This window comes from Acinetobacter sp. CIP 102129 (genome assembly GCF_000368305.1).
Taxonomy (GTDB): Bacteria; Pseudomonadota; Gammaproteobacteria; order Pseudomonadales; family Moraxellaceae; genus Acinetobacter; species Acinetobacter parvus.
Genome location: NZ_KB849339.1, coordinates 132,518 through 152,694, shown reverse-complemented (window position 1 = coordinate 152,694; position 20,177 = coordinate 132,518). Strand labels below are relative to the sequence as shown.

Annotated in this window: 17 protein-coding genes and 1 pseudogene; 5 read left to right on the top strand and 13 right to left on the bottom strand. The window is 42.0% G+C overall.

Translation table 11 applies throughout. The features are described from left to right. Positions 1-74 precede the first annotated feature (74 nt). Entirely contained in the window at positions 75-1,109 is a 1,035-nt protein-coding gene (locus F973_RS02180) for a helix-turn-helix domain-containing protein (RefSeq protein ID WP_004759732.1), read from the top strand. Here the strand turns inward: F973_RS02180 and F973_RS02175 are convergent. Then, positions 1,106-1,324 (bottom strand): DUF1653 domain-containing protein, encoded by a 219-nt coding sequence (locus F973_RS02175; protein ID WP_004759731.1) that lies wholly within the window; start codon positions 1,322-1,324, stop codon positions 1,106-1,108. The genes F973_RS02180 and F973_RS02175 overlap by 4 nt on opposite strands. 230 nt (positions 1,325-1,554) lie before the next feature. Between F973_RS02175 and ahpF the strand changes: the two genes are divergently transcribed. Both ahpF and F973_RS02165 read left to right on the top strand, forming a co-directional pair. Then, positions 1,555-3,120 carry an alkyl hydroperoxide reductase subunit F gene (ahpF, locus tag F973_RS02170; protein WP_004759729.1) on the top strand — a complete coding sequence of 522 codons (1,566 nt, stop codon included), beginning with the start codon at positions 1,555-1,557 and terminating at the stop codon, positions 3,118-3,120. A gap of 158 nt (positions 3,121-3,278) precedes the next feature. Beyond that, complete coding sequence (locus tag F973_RS02165) at positions 3,279-3,623, top strand: hypothetical protein (protein ID WP_004677925.1); 345 nt, start codon at positions 3,279-3,281, stop codon at positions 3,621-3,623. A 58-nt stretch (positions 3,624-3,681) separates the two neighbouring features. Here the strand turns inward: F973_RS02165 and F973_RS02160 are convergent, their stop codons facing one another. Continuing rightward, positions 3,682-4,293, bottom strand: a complete 612-nt coding sequence (locus F973_RS02160; protein WP_004759728.1) for a glutathione binding-like protein — start codon at positions 4,291-4,293, stop codon at positions 3,682-3,684. Positions 4,294-4,553: 260 nt separating this feature from the next. Between F973_RS02160 and trmB the strand changes: the two genes are divergently transcribed. Beyond that, positions 4,554-5,270 (top strand): tRNA (guanosine(46)-N7)-methyltransferase TrmB, encoded by a 717-nt coding sequence (gene trmB, locus F973_RS02155; protein WP_004758278.1) that lies wholly within the window; start codon positions 4,554-4,556, stop codon positions 5,268-5,270. Positions 5,271-5,380: 110 nt separating this feature from the next. On the opposite strand, the gene F973_RS02150 is transcribed toward trmB, so the two are convergent. The 9 genes and pseudogenes from F973_RS02150 to F973_RS02115 form a co-directional block, all read right to left on the bottom strand. Beyond that, positions 5,381-6,322 (bottom strand): Dyp-type peroxidase, encoded by a 942-nt coding sequence (locus F973_RS02150; protein ID WP_004759726.1) that lies wholly within the window; start codon positions 6,320-6,322, stop codon positions 5,381-5,383. A gap of 87 nt (positions 6,323-6,409) precedes the next feature. After that, a pseudogene (locus F973_RS14965) lies at positions 6,410-6,525 on the bottom strand (formate dehydrogenase accessory sulfurtransferase FdhD); the annotation flags it as partial. Between the two features lie 223 nt (positions 6,526-6,748). Next, a complete protein-coding gene (locus F973_RS02145) occupies positions 6,749-7,531 on the bottom strand; it encodes a Rossmann-like and DUF2520 domain-containing protein (protein ID WP_004759725.1) in 783 nt (260 codons plus the stop codon). Positions 7,532-7,659: 128 nt separating this feature from the next. Further along, on the bottom strand, positions 7,660-8,712 hold the full coding sequence (locus F973_RS02140) for a hypothetical protein (protein WP_004759724.1): 1,053 nt from the start codon (positions 8,710-8,712) through the stop codon (positions 7,660-7,662). Positions 8,713-8,895: 183 nt separating this feature from the next. Then, positions 8,896-10,314 (bottom strand): OmpA family protein, encoded by a 1,419-nt coding sequence (locus F973_RS02135; RefSeq protein ID WP_004759722.1) that lies wholly within the window; start codon positions 10,312-10,314, stop codon positions 8,896-8,898. Positions 10,315-10,569: 255 nt separating this feature from the next. Next, on the bottom strand, positions 10,570-11,142 hold the full coding sequence (locus F973_RS02130; protein ID WP_004759721.1) for a hypothetical protein: 573 nt from the start codon (positions 11,140-11,142) through the stop codon (positions 10,570-10,572). Positions 11,143-11,326: 184 nt separating this feature from the next. Continuing rightward, on the bottom strand, positions 11,327-12,559 hold the full coding sequence (locus F973_RS02125) for a dihydroorotase (RefSeq protein WP_004759719.1): 1,233 nt from the start codon (positions 12,557-12,559) through the stop codon (positions 11,327-11,329). A 12-nt stretch (positions 12,560-12,571) separates the two neighbouring features. Beyond that, positions 12,572-13,588, bottom strand: a complete 1,017-nt coding sequence (locus F973_RS02120; RefSeq protein WP_004759718.1) for an aspartate carbamoyltransferase catalytic subunit — start codon at positions 13,586-13,588, stop codon at positions 12,572-12,574. A gap of 119 nt (positions 13,589-13,707) precedes the next feature. Then, positions 13,708-14,082 (bottom strand): hypothetical protein, encoded by a 375-nt coding sequence (locus F973_RS02115; protein ID WP_004759716.1) that lies wholly within the window; start codon positions 14,080-14,082, stop codon positions 13,708-13,710. Between the two features lie 248 nt (positions 14,083-14,330). Here F973_RS02115 and rlmKL point away from each other — a divergent pair, with 248 nt between their 5' ends. Next, positions 14,331-16,535, top strand: a complete 2,205-nt coding sequence (rlmKL, locus tag F973_RS02110; protein ID WP_004759714.1) for a bifunctional 23S rRNA (guanine(2069)-N(7))-methyltransferase RlmK/23S rRNA (guanine(2445)-N(2))-methyltransferase RlmL — start codon at positions 14,331-14,333, stop codon at positions 16,533-16,535. Positions 16,536-16,648: 113 nt separating this feature from the next. On the opposite strand, the gene F973_RS02105 is transcribed toward rlmKL, so the two are convergent. Both F973_RS02105 and clpB read right to left on the bottom strand, forming a co-directional pair. Continuing rightward, positions 16,649-17,137 (bottom strand): hypothetical protein, encoded by a 489-nt coding sequence (locus F973_RS02105; RefSeq protein WP_004681042.1) that lies wholly within the window; start codon positions 17,135-17,137, stop codon positions 16,649-16,651. Between the two features lie 171 nt (positions 17,138-17,308). Then, complete coding sequence (clpB, locus tag F973_RS02100) at positions 17,309-19,888, bottom strand: ATP-dependent chaperone ClpB (RefSeq protein WP_004759713.1); 2,580 nt, start codon at positions 19,886-19,888, stop codon at positions 17,309-17,311. Positions 19,889-20,177: the final 289 nt, after the last annotated feature.

Below are 20,177 nucleotides of genomic sequence, written 5' to 3'. Positions count from 1 at the left end.
TTCTTTTACAGTCACTCTATATTATCATTTTAAGACTTGATATTATCATTTTAAGACTTTACTGGATTTTTATTGTGCAAAGACAGCAAATCCCTGTTATTCCGTCTCGTTATTATTTGCGGTTGATCGAAATTATGATTGGTACTCATCAATATGATAATGAGGTATTAAACGCATTTCATAACGAACTTTCTAAAACTGAGCTTTTATCAATTCAACAAATTGAACAATTTATTGCACTTGGCCTGAGCCTACCAAATACAGAAGATTTGGCTTTTGAACTCGGTAAAAATTTAAAACTCAGTTCGCATAGCTTGGTTGGATATGCGTTAATGACCAGTCCAAATTTAGAACATGCTTTGAGATTAATCGCACAATATTTTCGGCTAATTATGCCTAGCTTTAAGCTATCGATTCAATTTCCAACTCATCAACATAAGGTTGAGTTATTACTTGAACCCATCTTGCAAATGAATAAGCAATGTTTAGCATTTCATATTGAAGCAATTGCCGTTGGATTTTATTACAGCTTATTAGAACTTGCAGGACAACAATTACAACGTTACCAAATTTATTTAAGTATACCCGAGCCTGTTTATGCTGAACGCTATATACATCTCGTTAAAGCAAATTTTTATTTTAATTACACATGGATATCAGGTATACGCGTTGTGATTGATCAGCAACAACTGGCACTACCCTTACCTTTGGCGGATGCTCATAGCTTAAAGGTGGTTGAGCAGCGCTGTCAGGAACAAATCCAGAAGATTTATCATCAAGGTGAAATTGCTGAATGGGTCAGCATGATGCTGCGACAGGCCAATCAGATTCCAACATTAACCGAATGCGCTAAAGTTCTAAATATTTCCACTAAAACTTTACAACGTTATTTGCAGCAACAAGGAGTTGAATTTCAAGCTTTGAAACAAAAAATTAGTACTGAGCGAGCAATTGATTTATTAGAAAATTCAAATTTTACCATCACCCATATTGCTTACGAATTAGGCTATTCTAACCCTGCCAACTTTACTCGTGCATTTAATAAGGTAATGGGATGTAGTCCACAGCACTATCGCCTGTCCCGAGCGAACACCCAACAGGCAGATTAAGTCTCTTGGATTAATTTAAAACGTGGAACCACCTGTCCATTCTCAAGCTCAACTGTTTCAGTAAACATGCCGAGTGGACGTACCCACATCGAGTAATCTCCATATAAGCATTGATACACCACCAGTTCTTCTTCAGTTTCACTATGGCGGGCTACATTGAATACCTGATAGAGTTGTCCCTTATAGTGTTGGTATATGCCGCGCTGTAATGTCATGCTATTTTCCTTTAGGTTATGCCATGAAATGATTGCAGTTATATAACAATTTTTAATATATTCAAATTTTTAGATAGAAAAATCTTCAAAATATTGATATTTTATCTTAAATTCAAAAATCCGATCAAATCTATAAGAACATACTGTTTTACCTATTCATTATTTTTTCGTACTATGGCTTCATTGAATAAATTTAGCTGACTTGAACTGCTAAGAATTTGGAGATTTACATGTTAGACCAAAATATTAAAACCCAGTTAAAAGCCTATTTAGAACGTTTGGAAAGTCCAATCGAGTTGGTCGCTACCTTAGATGATTCTGATAAAGCTGCAAAAATCAAAGAACTCGTGACTGAAATTGCAGAACTTTCTGACCAGGTTACGGCGCGTTTTGACGGTTCAAACGCTCGCCGTCCTAGTTTCGGTGTAGCTAAAGCAGGCGAACAACCACGTGTGTTCTTTGCTGGCTTACCAATGGGACATGAGTTTACTTCTTTGATCCTGGCATTGTTGCAGGTATCTGGCTATGCCCCTAAAGTATCTGATGAAGTCTTGAACCAGATCAAAGGCTTAAACTTAAAAGCAAACTTTGACGTGTTTGTTTCATTAAGCTGCCATAACTGTCCAGATGTGGTTCAAGCCTTGAACTTGATTGCAATCTATAATCCGAATGCAACTGCGACCATGATTGATGGTGGTTTCTTCCAGGAAGAAGTTGAAGAACGCAAAATCTTGGCCGTACCGATGGTGTTTCAAGACAATGAACATATTGGACAAGGTCGTATGACTTTGGAAGAAATCGTTGCCAAGTTAGATACCAACTCAGCCGAGAAAGATGCCGCAGCCCTCAATGCTAAAGATGCTTTTGATGTATTGGTGATTGGTGGTGGCCCTGCAGGTAGTACAGCAGCGATCTATGCAGCACGTAAAGGCATTAAAACAGGTATCGTGGCTGAACGCTTTGGTGGTCAGGTCATGGATACCATGGACATTGAGAACTTCACCACGGTTCAAAAAACCGTAGGTCCAAAGTTTGCTCAAGATATGGAAGCGCATGTACGTGAGTACGGTGTGGACATCATGAATTTGCAACGTGTCAGTAAGATCACAGGCGCAGATCAAACCGCCAATGGTCTGGTTGAAGTTGAATTGGAAAATGGCGCTAAGCTTGAATCTAAAACCATTATTCTTTCAACTGGTGCTCGTTGGAGAGAAATGAATGTACCAGGTGAAGCAGAATACCGTACCCGTGGTGTGGCTTACTGCCCACACTGTGATGGCCCCTTATTCAAAGGCAAACGTGTTGCGGTGATTGGTGGGGGTAACTCAGGTGTAGAAGCAGCGATTGACCTTGCAGGGATTGTTGAGCATGTGACGTTGGTTGAGTTTGATACTAAACTTCGTGCAGATCAAGTATTGCAAGACAAATTAAACAGCTTGCCAAATACCACCGTGATCTTGAATGCACTCAGTACCGAAGTCGTTGGTGATGGTTCACAAGTGACGGCATTAAAATACAAAGATCGCGCGACTGATGTTGAGCATACAGTTGAGCTTGCAGGAATCTTCGTACAGATTGGCTTGTTGCCAAACACCGATTTCCTGAAGAACAGTGCGGTTGAACTCAGCAATCGTGGTGAGATTGTGATCAATGACCGTAACGAAACCAATGTCAAAGGTGTATTTGCTGCGGGCGACTGTACCACCGTGCCTTATAAGCAAATCATCATCGCGACTGGTGAGGGAGCCAAGGCTTCATTGTCTGCTTTTGACTACATGATTCGCTCTGGGGTGTAAATCCAACATAAAACTTGTGCGCGCACTTACATTTTTCAAATGTAAGTGCGTGTTTTTACAAGTTATCAACAAATTTTCAACTTTATTCGTCAACGTTTTTATGTTTATATTTTGGCTATCCATATCCTATTGGATGCCACAACGAAAAGGAACGAAAAATGAATAAATTACTTGTTACATTAGGTCTCGCTGCTACTGTTGCACTTGTAGGCTGTAATAAAGATAAAGCGCCTGAAACAGGTGCAACTACGGGTGAACATCTTGAGAATGCAGCTGAACAGGCTGGTGCTGACATCAAAGACGCAACAGCAACAGCAACTGACAATGTTGCGACCGCAGTTGATAATGCGGGTGATCAAGTTGATGCTGCTGCCGATCATACTGCGAATGCGACTGCGGAAGCTGCTGCAAAAACTGAGGCTGCTGCCCGTGATGCAACCGCAAAAGTTGCTGGTGCGGTAGAGTCAGGCGCTGCTGATGTGAAAGAAAAAGCTCAACAATAAGATTTGTTGATGTAAAAAAGCCTCTGGTCACAGAGGCTTTTTTATGCGTATACTGGAATTAAGCCAATAAGCCCTCATCACGCATGGCAATTTGTACAGACTGACGCTCAGCGACCTTGTTGCGCAAGGCAACAATATTTGGATATGGCGTTAAATCATGTTCAATATGATTTGACCAGTTTGTAAGTACAAACAAATACGCATCTGCTGGGCCAAAATTATCATCCACCAGATAATCACACTCTGATTCAGCCAGATAGTTGTCAATATATTTCAATAAACGATCAACTTCCGCATACGCCCTGTTTTTCTCATCATCGGTCAATTTGCCCGTGAAAAATACCGCATAGGCATCATGCAGTTCTGAATTAAGGTAGCCCAGCCATTCAAGTACCTTTGCACGCCCCATGCCTGATGGAGGGATCAAGTCCTGTTTTGGATCGTGCTGTGCCAGAAACGGTAAAATGGCTACATTTTCAGTTAAGATCAAACCTGGGTTGATTTCCAATGCAGGAACATAACCTTTTGGATTAATTTCGTAATAGTCTGCACCTTTTGAAGTTTTATGTGTTTTTAAATCGACCCGTTCTAAATCAAAATCTACATTTATTTCATTTAAAATAATATGGGCCGCCAATGAGCAGGCACCTGGTGAATAATACAACTTCATGTTTGATCCTTGTTATCTAACATTAATGTTTTAAAATGCTTCATCCAAACTTTCAAGCTTTGTTTGTTACTGATTTGCAAAAAAGTATGTTTTTGCACTTTTTAAGCATTTTAAGTTGCCATTGATGTGCTGTTGATAAAAATTCTATCCCGATGTTAAGTGCTAAACATGACGATACCATGTCAAAATCTCACTAAAAATTTGACTTGATCAACTGAACACTTACAATACGGCATTTCTATATTTATATCTCCAGAATCATGTCAAACGATCAGTTAGAAACGCAAATTACGGAACTCGACAATTTACCTGAGCACCGTGAAATTGTGACGTTTATGCGTCGTTCAGCTCCACTCAACACATCTCAACGCACTGCGCTCGAAGATTATCGTGGCTTAATTCTGGAATATCCTGTTGGCGACCTGCGTCAGCACTTTGAACAGCCAGAACGCCCACTGACTGTGGAAATTGGTTTTGGTATGGGGCGTTCACTGGTGCTTATGGCAAAGGCCAATCCTGAACGTAATTTTGTCGGTATTGAAGTCCACGTTCCTGGTATCGCACAATGCGTTTATGAAGCTGGTATGGCTGGGTTAAAGAATTTACGGGTACTGGATGCAGATGCCATTCAGGTGCTTCGTGAAATGCCTGACAATAGCATTAACTGTGTACAACTGTATTTCCCTGATCCGTGGCAGAAAAAACGTCACTTTAAACGCCGTTTTGTAATTCATGAACGCATGCAGTTGGTTGAACAAAAGCTGGAGCTGGGTGGTACATTCCACGCGGCAACCGATTGGGAACCCTATGCGGAATGGATGCTGGACGTTCTGGATAATCGCCCGAATCTGGAAAATGTGGCAGGTAAAGGTCAAAGCTACCCTCGCCCTGAATGGCGACCAGTTACCAAGTTCGAGCGCCGTGGTATTGAATCGGGTCATAAAATTAATGATTTCCTGTTTAAGAAAATCAATTAAACCAGTATTACATTTACATCCGACAGATTGCTATCTGTCCTTATACCTAAAATGCTGAGATATCTAGGGTGTGATAATCACCACACCCTTTTATAAAGCCAAAATACGTTTTACTCACCCAAATCATCTAGAAAATCAAAGGTAGGAACAAAGAACAGACTACCTGAAACCGCAGTACTAAAATCGAGTAAACGATCAATGTGGCCATTTTCTTTGCCAAGAAACATATTTTCCAGCATGGTTTTGGTAATGTTGAACGAACGTGAATAACCGATAAAGAATGTGCCATATTCCCCTTCGGTTGGGTTAGAGAATGGCATATTGGCCCTTAGAATTTTTAACTCGTTGCCCTCTGCATCATGTGCCTTACTCACCACATTATGTGCATTTTGAGGCTTCACATCATCACCCAGTTCAACATCATCATATTTCTTTCGACCAATCACTTTTTCCTGCTCTTCAGTGGTCAGGCTTTTCCACATCTCCATGTTATGCAGATATTTCTGGATAAAGACATAACTACCACCAAGAAACTCTGCATCTTCCTGTCCGACATAGGCAATGTCCTTGGCAATTTCATGTTCAGGGTTTTCCGTACCATCCACAAAACCAAGAATGGCACGACCATCAAAGTATCTAAAGCCCTTGGTCTCGCTGATTGGATAGGTATGTTCCTTTAACTGCTCATGCAGAATGGAAGCCAGTTCATAGCAAATCGCCATCTGGTTGGCACGGATATGAAAAAACAGGTCCCCTGCGGTTGCAACCGCTGTATGTCGAGGTCCCTTGAGTTCCTGAAACGGCACAAGCTCCTTAGGCTTATTCATTTCTGGAAATAAAAGGTCCCAGGCATGAGAACCAATCCCCACCGAAGCACTGAAGTTCCCATGCGGAAAACGGTTGGTCAGGCTACGCACCAAAGCGGAGAAATTGGCCAGAAAGTCAATGATTCCAGAATGGTCAGGATTGGTATTGATGCCCAACACAATAAACAGGGCATTCTCGCCTGAAAGATTATTGATCACGGGTTGTGGTCTTAAAGATATATTCATAATTTTTCGGAATGGATGAGTTCAGTTCGCTTATCCTACACATATCATTTTGTTTTAGGTATCAGCTCAAAAACAAATGTTTAAGATTTATTCAGTATATAAAACAAAACCATTGCCACGGCAGAAACTTGCCAAAGTGAGATTGACCTTTTTGCCATCTCAATTGTCATACTGGTTGGTGCAGAAATCGTTGCCAATAATGCATACAACACTGCTGAGCGTAGCCATTATTCTCTTGTTTATGCTTTTTTTGCTCTGAATTGTCCATGCGACCGTCCTCATCTGAGCTATTTTTATCTAAAATTCGCTTTAGATTGAACATGAAAAGGCAACATTTACTATGCTGAATATGTTCGATTGCATTAATGCATTCTGGAATATCCAAACGCCTCAGCCTAGATGACAGGCTTATTCATAAAGCTTAACTCATCCATTGATTTGGTGGTGTTTAAAAATCCCCTCACTCAGCAATACATAGATGTTCTGTAAATCCTTACGATCTGCCTCAGCCAGCAACTGACCATGCATCTTTAGAATATTCTGGTCACCCCGCATGGCAGGCCCAGTTTGCATGGTTTTCGGATCATGCTTTGTGGCCTTGTCGGCAGTTTCCAGAATCAGGGGATAAAGCAGGCTAAAATCAACTTGTTCAGCCTCAACAATCTGCTGGGCCATGTCATAACAATAATTACTGAAATTACATGCAAACACTGCCGCCAGATGCAGGGTCTGACGCTGCTTGGAACTGTATTGATAAACTTGGCTACTTAGGCTATTTGCCAATTGTGTTAAAGCTTCCAAGTCTTGCTGCTCAGTTGCTTCCACAAACAATGGCGTTTCCAGCCAGTTCACTTCACGCTCAAAGCTAAAGGTTTGCAGTGGATAAAATACACCTGCCCGCGAATGTGTGTGCTCAATGACTGCTAGACTGGTACTGCCAGAGGTATGAACGATCAAATTTTGTGGTAAATATCCAGTAATTGCCTGAACGACCTCAGAAATGGCCTGATCACTCACTGTAACAATCACCAGATCAACCTGTGGATCAAGCTGGGCTGGACTGCTGATTGCCTGTGCATCAAGCTGCTGCGCCAGCTTTTCTGCATGGGCCAACTGACGGCTAAAGACCTGCACAATCTGATGTTGGTTCTGTAATGCCAAAGCCAAATGGGTTGCCACACGCCCAGAACCAATGAGGGTGATTTTCATAGCAGTTCTCTATCAGGAAATTTGCTCAAGCATAGCAAAATGAAATACAAGAAATAAAATCGAGCTATGGATAGCTCGATTTTATGCAGAAATCTCAATCAACCCGTTTAAAAGTTAAAAAAGACCTGTTAATTAAACACATTATTCAAGTAAACCACACGCTCAACCGTACGCTTGGTGAAACATTGCGTATATTGCATATCCTGATTCTGCTGACGCATTGCATCATTCCAGTACCGTGCCTGCTTTTGATAGGTTTCCATATCTTTTTCAGCAATATCATGGACACTCTTTTGCGATAAGACTTTACAGTCCACATCCCGTTTTTCAAACCAGTCGGACTGGTCTTGCTGCAACTGTGCTTTTTGCTCAGGCGTAAATTGATCCCAAGCTTGATTTAAACGCTCAACCTGTTTGGCTTTTTCAGCATCTAACTCTTTTTTACGCACATCCATAGCTTTTTGTGCCAAGTCAGTTTGAGCAGACTCATTGGCATCATACTCTTGTTGATATGCTGCCCCTTCTTTTTCAATCCGCTGATTTTCCTTTAAATAAGCAACATACTGCACCGCCCTTGTGGCCATAAACACCACACCCTCAATCACAGAGTTCTGACTTGGGATATTAAAGACCAAACCATCTTTATCCGTTTTGGTGAGGTCATACAAGAACTCGCCTTTTAATTGGTCATCTTCAAGACTGAGCGGATATTCGTTATCAGAAAAATGATCATTCAGGGTATATGGCTTACAACTCTCTTCACACTCGCCATCACCCTGATATTTTTGTTCTTCAAGATAGGCATTTTCTGCACGTTTCTGTAAGCCTTTCGGGAAAGAAATCACCAACTGGCTTTCGCAGTTTAATTTGGTTGTTGATGCTTCCCCACTCTCAGCCTCTAAAGTACGCACATTGGTAATTTCAAACTTGAGTCCCTTGTTGATTTTATCAAGAATGTCATAGTCAGACTGGTAGTCACTTTGTCTTAAACTACGGTCAATCTGTTTTAAATATTCTTTTTTCAACGCCGCCTGAATATGGTTGAGATTTTCCTGATTGGTACAACTCCACTCGGAAACAGCCGTTGCGGTGTCTTCGGCTTTCTCAGTTGGCTTTAATTTATTACAACCCACCAATAACATTGTCGTTGTCAAAGTTGTAAATATAAAAAACTTGTTCATTTTGAATCACCCTCTTGTCTTGTTTTTTTCTGGCGTATTCTACCCAATTTAAAAGCCTATTTTGAGTTTTTTCTTTATTTTGCTTTAAACAGTCCTATTTATAATTAAATAGCTAAAGCAAATGGTCAAAACAAAAGGAGTTATGTCGCCATAACTCCTTTCAAACATTGCTTAAATAACTGGTTAAGGGCTTACTGAAAATTCAATACGGCGGTTTTTAAAACGTCCCTCTTCTGTTGCATTATCTGCCACTGGATGATCAGCACCATGACCTACGGCGCTAAGTTGCGCAGCATCCACACCCTGACTCACTAAATAATCCACCACAGCCTGAGCACGTTTCAGCGATAAAGCCTTGTTGCTAGTAGCATTACCAGTTGAATCGGTATAACCTGCCACTGTTAATTTTGCATCCTTGACATTTTTCATTAATGTGGCGGCCTTATCCAGAATGGCTTTATTTTCCTCTGGAATTTGATACGAAGCTGTTGCGAAGTTAATAATCTGTAGATTTAAGGCTTTAATGACTGCGTTGATATCAACCTGATTGCTATCAATATTTGCCAAAGCGTCCTGAGCCGCGTTCAGGCTATTCGTTACGGCTTGAGCGGTATTATCCTCAGTTTCCACCACAACTTCGGTATTGGGTAGAACAGCTTTTATCTGCCCAGCCAATTCATTGAGTTTGGCGGAATCGCCACCCTTTAATGTCAGTTTATCCCCAACCCAATCCAGAGATACATTGGGTATACCTTTCAGCAAACCCAGCACACCAGCAAGCCCAGCCTGATCGGTAAATGACGCTGCATAGTTTTTAGCAGTATCAAGTGTACAATCTTGAGCCGAAGAGAAAACCTCTTTAACTTTTGCCTGCATGGCTGCAAACAATCCTTGATCTCCAATTCCTGCATGGCAGTGAGAAACACCGCCCTTGTTATCGGTACGCAATGAGAATGTTGTAGGAGTTACATTTGCAGCCACTTCAGATGCTGAAGAATCAGAACGATTGTCTATAGGCACAGCCACCTGTTGCTGTTGGCAGGATTTCCATAGCCACGCAACCAATAAAGCCAGAATAATGAGGGCCACAATCGGCAACCAAACCCGTGATTTGTCTGAACCATTCACAGCAGGATTTGCCAAATTTGATGTTGTGGCAGAAGTACTGGAGATAAGCCCTAAAGGTGCAAGCAACCCCACGGCCCAGACTGGCAACAGTGAACGGATTGAATCAGCATGGTGCTGCAAATAATGCAGGATACTCTGTGTATCATTGCCAGCCTTGCTGGCCAAAGCGGCCATGCTTTTAGGAATCGCCTGTGTCAATGTCTGCTCAGCCTCTATATTGGAAAGCTGCCCATCCGTAAGCTTGGACAAAAATGTATCTTTAAACTGCTCATCCTGACCAAATAAAACGGCTAATGAGGGAGAGATGGAGTCTTTTAGTTTCTGGATCAGTTCAGGTTTTGCCATCAAAATGGAAAGAAAAATTGGATAGAACCTGGATAAAAGTGCATTTTTTGGGCTGGTCAAACCATCTTGGTCATTCAGGAATACAGGGGTGACTTTTTGCTTTAACAGTTCGACTGGATTTATTGACATTGCTATTTACTCCAACAAATTAAATTTATAATGTTCAGATTGTTTAGGGAAATTGTTCTATTACATACAAACTGATGTTTTTCATTCTAAGCATTTATATTGTTTTTGATCATTTTTACATAATTTAAATACAAGACTCACATCACAATTTACAAATAAGTGATAAAAAATACAATTAAAATATCTTATCAATCGTTTTCTTATTATGAGATTTTAATTCTAAAACATATACTTACTCAAAAACCATTCAACAATTTATTTACCTAACTGGTATAACCAAATAAGTGAAAAACTGGCAACAAACAGGGCAAAAAATGGGAAAATTCGATGATGCCTATGAGGCTCAGGTGGCATTTCTGGCAAGGGTTCTTCTGGCTGTTCAGGCTCGTTTAATTCAAGCTGATTTAAAGGTAAAAGCACCTCGGCACTCCAAACAGGCAACAGTGCCTGAATCGACACACTATGCTCCTTAAGATAATGAATAATATAGATGGCCTCATGGCCAACCTCAGCTGAAAGCACAGCCAAGCTTTTAGGAATTGCTCGATTTAAGGTGGTCTCTACTTCTGTAACTGAAAGTTTTCCAGCGGCAAGATGTATAAGCAATGAATTGATCACCTGATTATTATTTTCCAGTAAATCAGATAGACAAGGCCTTAGCTTTTCCTTAAGTTGATCAATCAGTTCTGGATTTGCTAAAAAACGACTTAAGAGAATTGGGTAGAATCTTGATAAGATGGCATTTTTTTCATTGATCAGGCAAGTTTGGTCATTAACGATGACCGATGAAACTTTCTGTTTAAGTAACTCGATTGGATTTATAGACATATATTTTACTCCAATTTCCATTCAAACGCTTTATCGTATTAGCCGAGCCTTAGCTATTTGTTATTACTTTAATGAATTTTTCTTATTTTTAATTTGTTCTATAAACTTTCAATACAACACTTACATCACATTTTACAAAGCAGAATAAGGTGTAGTCAACTTATTCTGCCTTTTATGATAATTATCAGGCAAATACACCAATCACCTTACCTGTCAATTGCTGTCCAATCAATGGGGTGTTTTTCCCTTGGGAAAGAATTGAGGCTTTGGAAACTACCCATTGCAATGATGGATCAACCAGCACCCAACCTGCCTCCTGTTGCCAGCGCTGTGACATATTCGCCACCTGTGCAGGAATCGAAGTGACTTTTTCCACCCATTCCAGTGGCTCAAATACACCCTCGTTTACCAGTTGCACACCCAGTGCCACATAAGTATCAAAAGCGGTGATTCCAGACTGTGTTTCGGCAAAAGGTGCCATTTTCGCAGAACTGCTTAATGGTTCATGATGGGTACAGATCGCATCAATCACGCCCTCTTTCACACCCTGACGCAATAATGCCTTGTCCTGTTCGGAACGCAGCGGTGGACGCACATGCGCAAGTGCATTAAAACCATCTGTTAGTTGTTCAGTTAAATGTAACTGATGCATGGCGACATCGGCAGTCACAGGCAATCCTTTGGCCTTGGCAGCTCGGATCAACTCCACAGACGCGCCACAGGACAACAGGCCAAAATGAGCCCTAACACCTGTCGCTTCAATCATCAGTAGATACTTGGCAATCGCCACTGTTTCTGCAATCGCAGGAATCATTGGCAGGCCCTGACGTGAGGCAATAAAGCCCTCATGCGCACAACCATCTTTGGCAATTTGCGGTTCTTCCGCATAGAACACCACCGTCAGCCCCAAACCAGCAGCATACTCAAGGGTACGAATCACCACATCATCATTTTCAAAGGCTGCATTGGCATTGGAAACGGCTGTACAACCACCTTTTTTTAAACCCGCCATATTGGCTGGCTGTTTTCCATTTAAACCCTGGGTCTGTGCGCCAATGATCTGCAAATAGATACCGCCATCCAGTTTGGCTTTCTCAATGAGCCCATGAATCAAGGCACCATTGTCCTGCACAATTGGTTTTGAGTCTGGTGGGGTAATCACATGCAGAATCCCATTGGCACGGGCTGCCTTGCCTTCCGACTTCAAGGTGCCATGCTGCTGCTGACCTGGTTCACGCAAACGCGCACACAAGTCCACCATGGTTGGCATCAACCATTTACCCTGCCCATCAATGCTTTCATCCACCTGTTCAGCGGCTTCAATCAACTTTCCGTTTTCAATAAAAACTGTTTTAACCAGATCAGTTTTTTGAATTGGATCGAGCACACGGACATTTTCAATTTTTACAATACTCATGTGAGCTATCCCTTACAGTGCAATCGCATCAATTAAACCCTGTTCCTGTAATTGTCCTTGCATTGCAAGTGCCAATACCGCCATACGAACCGCAATCCCGTTGGTGACCTGCTTGAGAATCACGGACTGGTCACCATCGGCAATGCTGGAATCAATTTCAACCCCACGGTTCATCGGCCCTGGGTGCATCACGATACAATCTGGTTTTGCCAAAGCCAGACGTTCTTTGTTAAGTCCGTACATTTTATAAAATTCAGACTGTGACGCTAAAGCAGGTGAATCAATCCGCTCGTTCTGGATACGCAAGGCAATAATCACATCACAGTCTGTCACGCCTGCATCCATCTGGTTAAATAAACGCACATGATCACCATACTCATCAAAACCCACAGGTAGCAAGGTATTCGGCGCAATCACACGAATATCCTTACAGCCCAGCGTTTGTAATGCCGCAACGTCTGAACGTGCCACCCGTGAATGTTTAATATCACCGATAATGGCCACACTGAGTTGTTCAAATGGTTTCTTGGTTTCACGGCGAATGGTCAGCATGTCCAGCATGGCTTGGGTCGGATGTGCATGGCGACCATCACCCGCATTAATAATGGCAACTTTAGGGCAGATATCTTTGGCAATAAAATGTGCGGCGCCTGAAGATGAGTGACGTACCACAAAAATATCGGCCGCCATCGCCTCCAGATTCCAAAGCGTATCCCGCAGCGTTTCACCTTTTGAGGTACTTGAGCGTGCAATATCAATATTCAGGACATTGGCAGATAAACGTTTCGCCGCTGCCTCAAAGGTGGTTCGGGTACGGGTCGAGTTTTCAAAGAAAAGATTCATTACCGTCAAACCCTCTAATAAGGGACGGTTGATCAGGTTATTATTGTCATCTAAAAAGCTTTGTGCTGTATCTAAAATCTTGGTCAGGCTTTCCCTTGAAAGGCCCTCAATGGTTAAAAAGTGTTTTAAATTTCCTTGCTGATTCAGTTGAACCTGACTCGGTTGATGCAGGGCTGCAATATGCATAATGGATTCCTATGGGTCGAATCACCAAAACCTGCATAGTGTAGCCCAATTCTTGTATTTTCGCAGAACAACTTTTCACCGTTATGTTGCATTAAATGAGAGAGTTGCAACAGATTCGGCTAGCGCAGCGCACCAATATAGTGATGATGAACCTGTGCCTGATAAATCTCTTCGTCAGTCACTTCTATTGAATAGTAGTCATTTTCCTCAACAGGCTGTTCTTTCTCAGCTTCCACCTTAGATTCAACCAAGGCGAGAGCTGGCTCAGGATATAGGTCAATTAACGGACGCAAGCGCTCAACATAATGGGCCAGCTCGGCATCCTGTGTTGCCAGGGCAATATCCACAATATGTTGTGCATATTCCTTGTTATGCACCAAGTACATCACGTCAATCACGCGACTGGATACCCGTCTTAAACGGACATACATTTGGGTTGCGGTTGCAAAAGCCTCGGCACTGACCATCACTTCATTATTCATGCTTTCTTTCATAACGTCCTCACATCGTTGGGAGAAGTATTTAACGATAATTTATCTAAAGAAATGCAAAATCTGTACCAATTATTAAAATGAAGTAAAAAATGCCCTGCCCCACGTGCAGAAATTATAAACAAACATCAGATCACTTTAAAAAAACCTCTTAATAGATGATAAAGCTGACGATCACACAAATATGCGCCGACAGAACAGGTAAAAATCAGTTAAAATAGCCGATTGCTAAAACCGCTTTGGAACATTGAATGAACGCTAAACCACGTCTAACAGAATATTGGGTGACCTGTGCGGATGGACTGGAAACCTTATTACAACAAGAATTGGAAAGCTTTGGCATTCAGGATATTCAACGTTTCGCGGGGCGTTTAATTTTTAAGGGCACACTGGAACAGGCGTATCGGGTCTGTATGTGGTCACGCCTTGCCTCACGAGTCGTTTTGCCCATTCATAGACATGAGTTGGAACATTCGCATGATGCCCGTGATGTGGCGGAAGAACTCTATGAGGGTGCAATCAGTTTTGACTGGTCTTTAATTTTTGCTCCACAAAGCACCTTTGCAGTGCGCCTGCATGTTGAACGTGAAATTAAGGTCAATACTCAGTTTGCCACCTTACGGGTTAAAGATGGCGTTGTAGATTCCTTTATGGAAGCAGTGGGTAAACGCCCAAGTATTGATATCAAGCAGCCTGAAATTACACTTTATGTGTTGGCAGGTAAAACTGAACACACCTACTGTCTGGATTTATCTGGTGATTCTCTGCATAAGCGTGGCTATCGCCGTTTTATGACCGATGCGCCAATTAAAGAAAATCTGGCAGCGGCAATTCTACAAAAAGCTCAATTAGCACAATATCAACCCGATATTATTCTTGACCCAATGTGCGGTTCAGGCACATTCATTATTGAAGCCCTCATGATTTTAACAGATCGTGCGCCAGGCCTAGTCCGACGTTTTGGTTTTAATGGCTGGCATGGGCATGACCGTGATCTCTGGTTATCACTTAAGGCTGAAGCAGCAGAACGCCATGAAAAAGCTTTGGAACAGGCTTTACCTAAATTTTATGCCTACGATGCGGACTGGGAAGCGGTCAAGGCCACCCGCCAAAATATCATTGCCGCAGGTTTTGAAAAACTGCTTGACCAGATCCAGATTGAAGAACGTACCTTAGCGGACTGGGATGACTTCCATACCGAGGGCAAGAAAGCCTTTATTGTGACCAACCCTCCTTATGGGGAACGTTTGGGAGATAAAGCATCAAACCGTTCTTTATATCTGGGTTTATCGGCTTTATTACAGAAGAATTTTCCAAACCAGCGTGCCGCAATTATTGCCGCACAGGTTGAGCAGGCAGATGTACTGGCATTTAACGACCCGCAAACCTTACGTTTAATGAATGGTAAATTACCAATCTACGTGCGTTTTGGCACCATCAAGCCAGCAACTGTCACCCAACCCTTTTTGGCAACATGGCAACCACAACAATTTGAAAAAATCGAGGGTGCTGAGGACTTTACCAACCGTTTGCAAAAAAACATGCAGGCCTTAAAGAAATGGGCAGTTAAAGAAAATATCTACTGTCTACGTCTGTATGATGCCGACTTGCCTGACTTCAACGTTGCCGTTGATTTATATGGGGATAGATTGCATGTTCAGGAATATGCGCCACCTAAAACCATTGATCCTGAAAAAGCCAAAAAACGTTTTAACCTTGCACTTGCCGCAATCCGTGCTGTGACTGGCTTACAACGTGATGCCATATTTATTAAAACCCGTGCAAAACAGACAGGTACCAATCAATACACCAAACAAAGTACCGCCTCTAAACGCTTTATCGTTCAGGAAGGTGATGCCAAAATTTTAGTCAACTTAACCGATTACCTAGATACAGGCCTATTTTTGGACCATCGCCAGATTCGTCTTCGAATCGCCAAGGAAGCGCGTGGCAAGCATTTCCTGAACCTGTATAGCTATACATCAACTGCAAGCTTGCATGCCGCATTGGGTGGCGCAGCCAGTACCACCAGTGTTGACTTATCCAACACCTATCTGAGTTGGTCTAAAGAAAACTTTGTACTGAATGGCTTAACGGTAGACCATGCAGATGAACAGCATATGTTTTTTTCCAGTGACTGTTTTGAATGGTTAAAAGAGGGTCATGAGCAATATGACCTGATCTTTATTGATCCACCGACTTTCTCAAACTCAAAGAAATTCTATGGAACATTTGATGTACAGCGTGACCATGTTTCACTGCTTAAACGGGCAATGAACCGTCTAAACAGTGAGGGAACACTATATTTTTCAAATAACTATAGAGGTTTCGAATTGGATGAGGAACTTGAAGCCCTATACGATGTTGAAGAAATTACCTCTGAAACCATTGGACTAGATTTCAAACGTAATCAAAAAATTCATCGTGCCTGGAAAATAAAACACCAACAACTTTGAAACTGAAAACAAGCCACCATTTTGTCTTAACTCGAATGGTGGCTTCACTTATCAGTTTAAAATTTTGAGTATTATATCATGTACAGAAAAAATAAATTCTCGAATAAATTGTATTATTTCTTATTTAAAGTCACGGTACCTGTAACACGCCCCTCAATATCTACCTGATTGCCAGCAGTATTATAGGTATCAGAAAACTCATAGGTGTGTACATTATCTGAATTAAACTCATAAATCATCAAACGATCTGGAGCGACTGCATGAGGTTTAATGGTTGCAGCTTTTTTATCTCGCCCATCCGAAACAGTGTTTCTTTTCTGCTCTTGATAAGGTGATAAAACGCTTTCTGATAGAATTTTAATCCGTACATCACGGAGATTTTGATCGCTTAGTACACGTTGTGCACGCCAGCGTTCTTCCTCTGGCTTTAATACATCCTGCTGGGCTTTTACAATGATGCTCGGCAATGCGTTATTCAGCACGCCTGTTTGTAGTGCCAGATTTACTTCATTCAATGGTTGTGCAGCATGCCCCATTGAAGATAAAGCGATCATAAACAAAATTACACAGCGGTCCGTGTAATGATGTTGCTTATTTTCCATTGCAATTCATCCTGAATTTTTTTCTTATTTGTTCTGAAACTATCAAGTTTTTCATCAAGCCGCAATGTTATTGGTACTTTTCCCCAAAAAATCTGACCAGTTGCACTCATATAAAAAAAGATGGTGATTGGCATCACCATCTTTTTACACATTGGCCGTTAAATTTTTTGCTTAACTCAATTTGAGCTTATCAAACACCAGATGACCATCCTCACCTTTAATCAGGATATTATCTCCTGGCTGAAACTCACCAGATAAAATCTTCTGCGCCAGAGTATTTTCCACCTGTTGCTGAATTGCACGTTTTAACGGACGTGCACCATACACAGGGTCAAAGCCAGCCTCAATCAATAGATCAAATGCCGTGTCATCCACAGTCAAGCCTATATCACGCTCATTGAGGCGGGAACGTAAACGTTCCAGTTGAATATCCGCAATAGCACGAATCTGGTCTTTTTGCAGTGGATGGAAAATCACCACCTCATCAATACGGTTGATAAACTCTGGACGGAAATGCTGGCTAACCGCATTCATCACCACTGCCCGAATCTCATCATCAGTGGCCCCCTCACCCAGTTCTCGTACATCTTGTGAACCCAAGTTCGAGGTCATCACGATGACCGTGTTTTTAAAGTCCACCACGCGGCCTTGTGAATCCGTCAAGCGACCATCATCCAACACCTGTAGCAAGATATTGAACACATCTGGATGCGCTTTCTCCACCTCGTCAAACAACACCACGCTGTATGGTTTACGGCGTACCGCTTCGGTTAAAACACCACCCTCTTCATAGCCCACATAGCCTGGAGGCGCACCAACTAAACGGCTCACCGAGTGCTTTTCCATAAACTCAGACATATCAATCCGAATCATGGCATCATCACTGTCAAACAGGAAGTTGGCCAATGCCTTGGTCAATTCAGTTTTACCCACACCTGTCGGGCCAAGGAACAGGAATGATCCACTTGGGCGGTTCGGGTCAGACAAGCCTGCGCGTGAACGGCGTACCGCATTGGAAACCGCCACCACCGCCTCATCCTGACCCACCACACGGTTATGCAGAAATTCTTCCATCTGGAGCAGTTTTTCACGTTCACCCTGCAACATTTTGGTTACAGGAATGCCTGTTGCTGCACTCACCACCTCAGCAATTTCATTCTCGGTCACTTTGGTACGAATGAGTTTAGGTTCCTCATTTTCCTCAGCAACTTCCGCCTGTTCCAGACGCTTTTGTAACTCTGGAATCACACCATATTGTAGGCGTGCTGCTTCCGCCAAATCACCCTCACGTTTGGCTTTTTCCAAAGCAACACGTGCTTGATCCAATTCAACTTGAGCTTTCTTATCACCTTCAACCAGTGTTTTCTCGGCTTTCCAAATTTCCTCTAGATCATTATATTCTTTTTGCTTTTCAGCAATTTGCTGCTCAAGATGATTGACTTCAGCCTTACTGCCTGCATCCTCATCTTTCTTCACCGCCTCCAACTGCATTTTCAACTGGATGAGACGGCGATCAAGCTTATCCAATGCTTCAGGTTTGGAATCAATCTCCATCTTAATCCGTGAAGCCGCCTCATCAATCAGGTCAATCGCTTTATCTGGCAACTGACGGTCAGTGATGTAACGATGTGACATTTTCGCCGCCGCAATAATCGCGGAATCCAAAATTTGTACACCGTGATGGGTTGCATATTTCTCTTTAAGACCACGCAAAATCGCAATGGTATCTTCCACACTTGGCTCATCCACCAACACTTTCTGGAAACGGCGTTCAAGTGCAGCATCTTTTTCAATGTACTGGCGATACTCATCCAGCGTAGTTGCGCCGACACAGCGCAATTCACCACGCGCCAACGCAGGTTTAAGCATGTTACCTGCGTCCATTGCGCCATCGCCCTTACCCGCGCCTACAAGGGTATGCAGCTCATCAATAAACAGGATGATTTCGCCTTCATGTTTGGCAAGGTCTTTCAGCACCGCTTTTAAGCGTTCCTCAAACTCACCACGATATTTTGCACCTGCCAGCAATGAACCTAAATCTAGTGAAAGCACACGTTTATTCTTTAAGCTTTCAGGCACTTCACCATTGACAATACGTTGTGCCAAACCTTCTACAATCGCAGTTTTACCGACCCCAGGCTCACCAATCAGCACAGGATTGTTTTTGGTACGGCGTGACAACACCTGAATGGTACGGCGAATTTCATCATCACGTCCAATCACAGGGTCTAACTTGCCTGCCAGAGCACGCTCGGTTAAATCAATGGTATATTTACTGAGTGAGTCACGTTGATCTTCATGGTTATTGGTGGTCACTTTTTCTGTTCCTCTAATTTTTTCAATGACTGCTCGTAATTTCTGTGCAGTTGCACCAGAACTTTCGATAATTTTTTTAGTTTCACCCTGTTCAGCCAATGCCAACAGTACCCAGTCAGTGGATAAAAATTCATCCCCTGCCTTTTGGGCATAACTATCAGCCAAATTTAAAATGCGTACCGCTTCTGGATTTAAGTTGACATCTCCCGTTGGGTTACTAATTGTTGCGGCATCATTTAATGCCTGATTCAGTTTTTGCATTAAGGTGGGTAAAACAGCCCCTGCTTGCTGCAACAGACTCTGGTTAGCAGGTTCTTCCAGCAATGTCATAAGGATATGAATCCCTGCAATTGCGGTATGGTCCTTGCCCATTGCCAGTGACTGTGCATCTGAGAGTGCTTGCTGTAGACGGTTTGTAAATTTTTCAAAGCGCATTCTTATTATTCCTCACAACAAATTTTTAACTTATCACTAAGATGGGAACAGTTTTTAGAATTTCAAATAAAATTTATATGTTTTTCCAAAATCTTATAAAACAAAATATGGATAACACTCAGTAATAATATGGGTCTATAAATAATATATTTCAAGTATATTTTGTATAAATTTTCGGTCTTTTCCAATTTGCACACAACCCTTAATTGTACTTTTATATAGAACGCTTTAGCTTAGCTTTTTGTTTCGATCAATATGTAATATGACGACCATATATCTCAAAAGAATA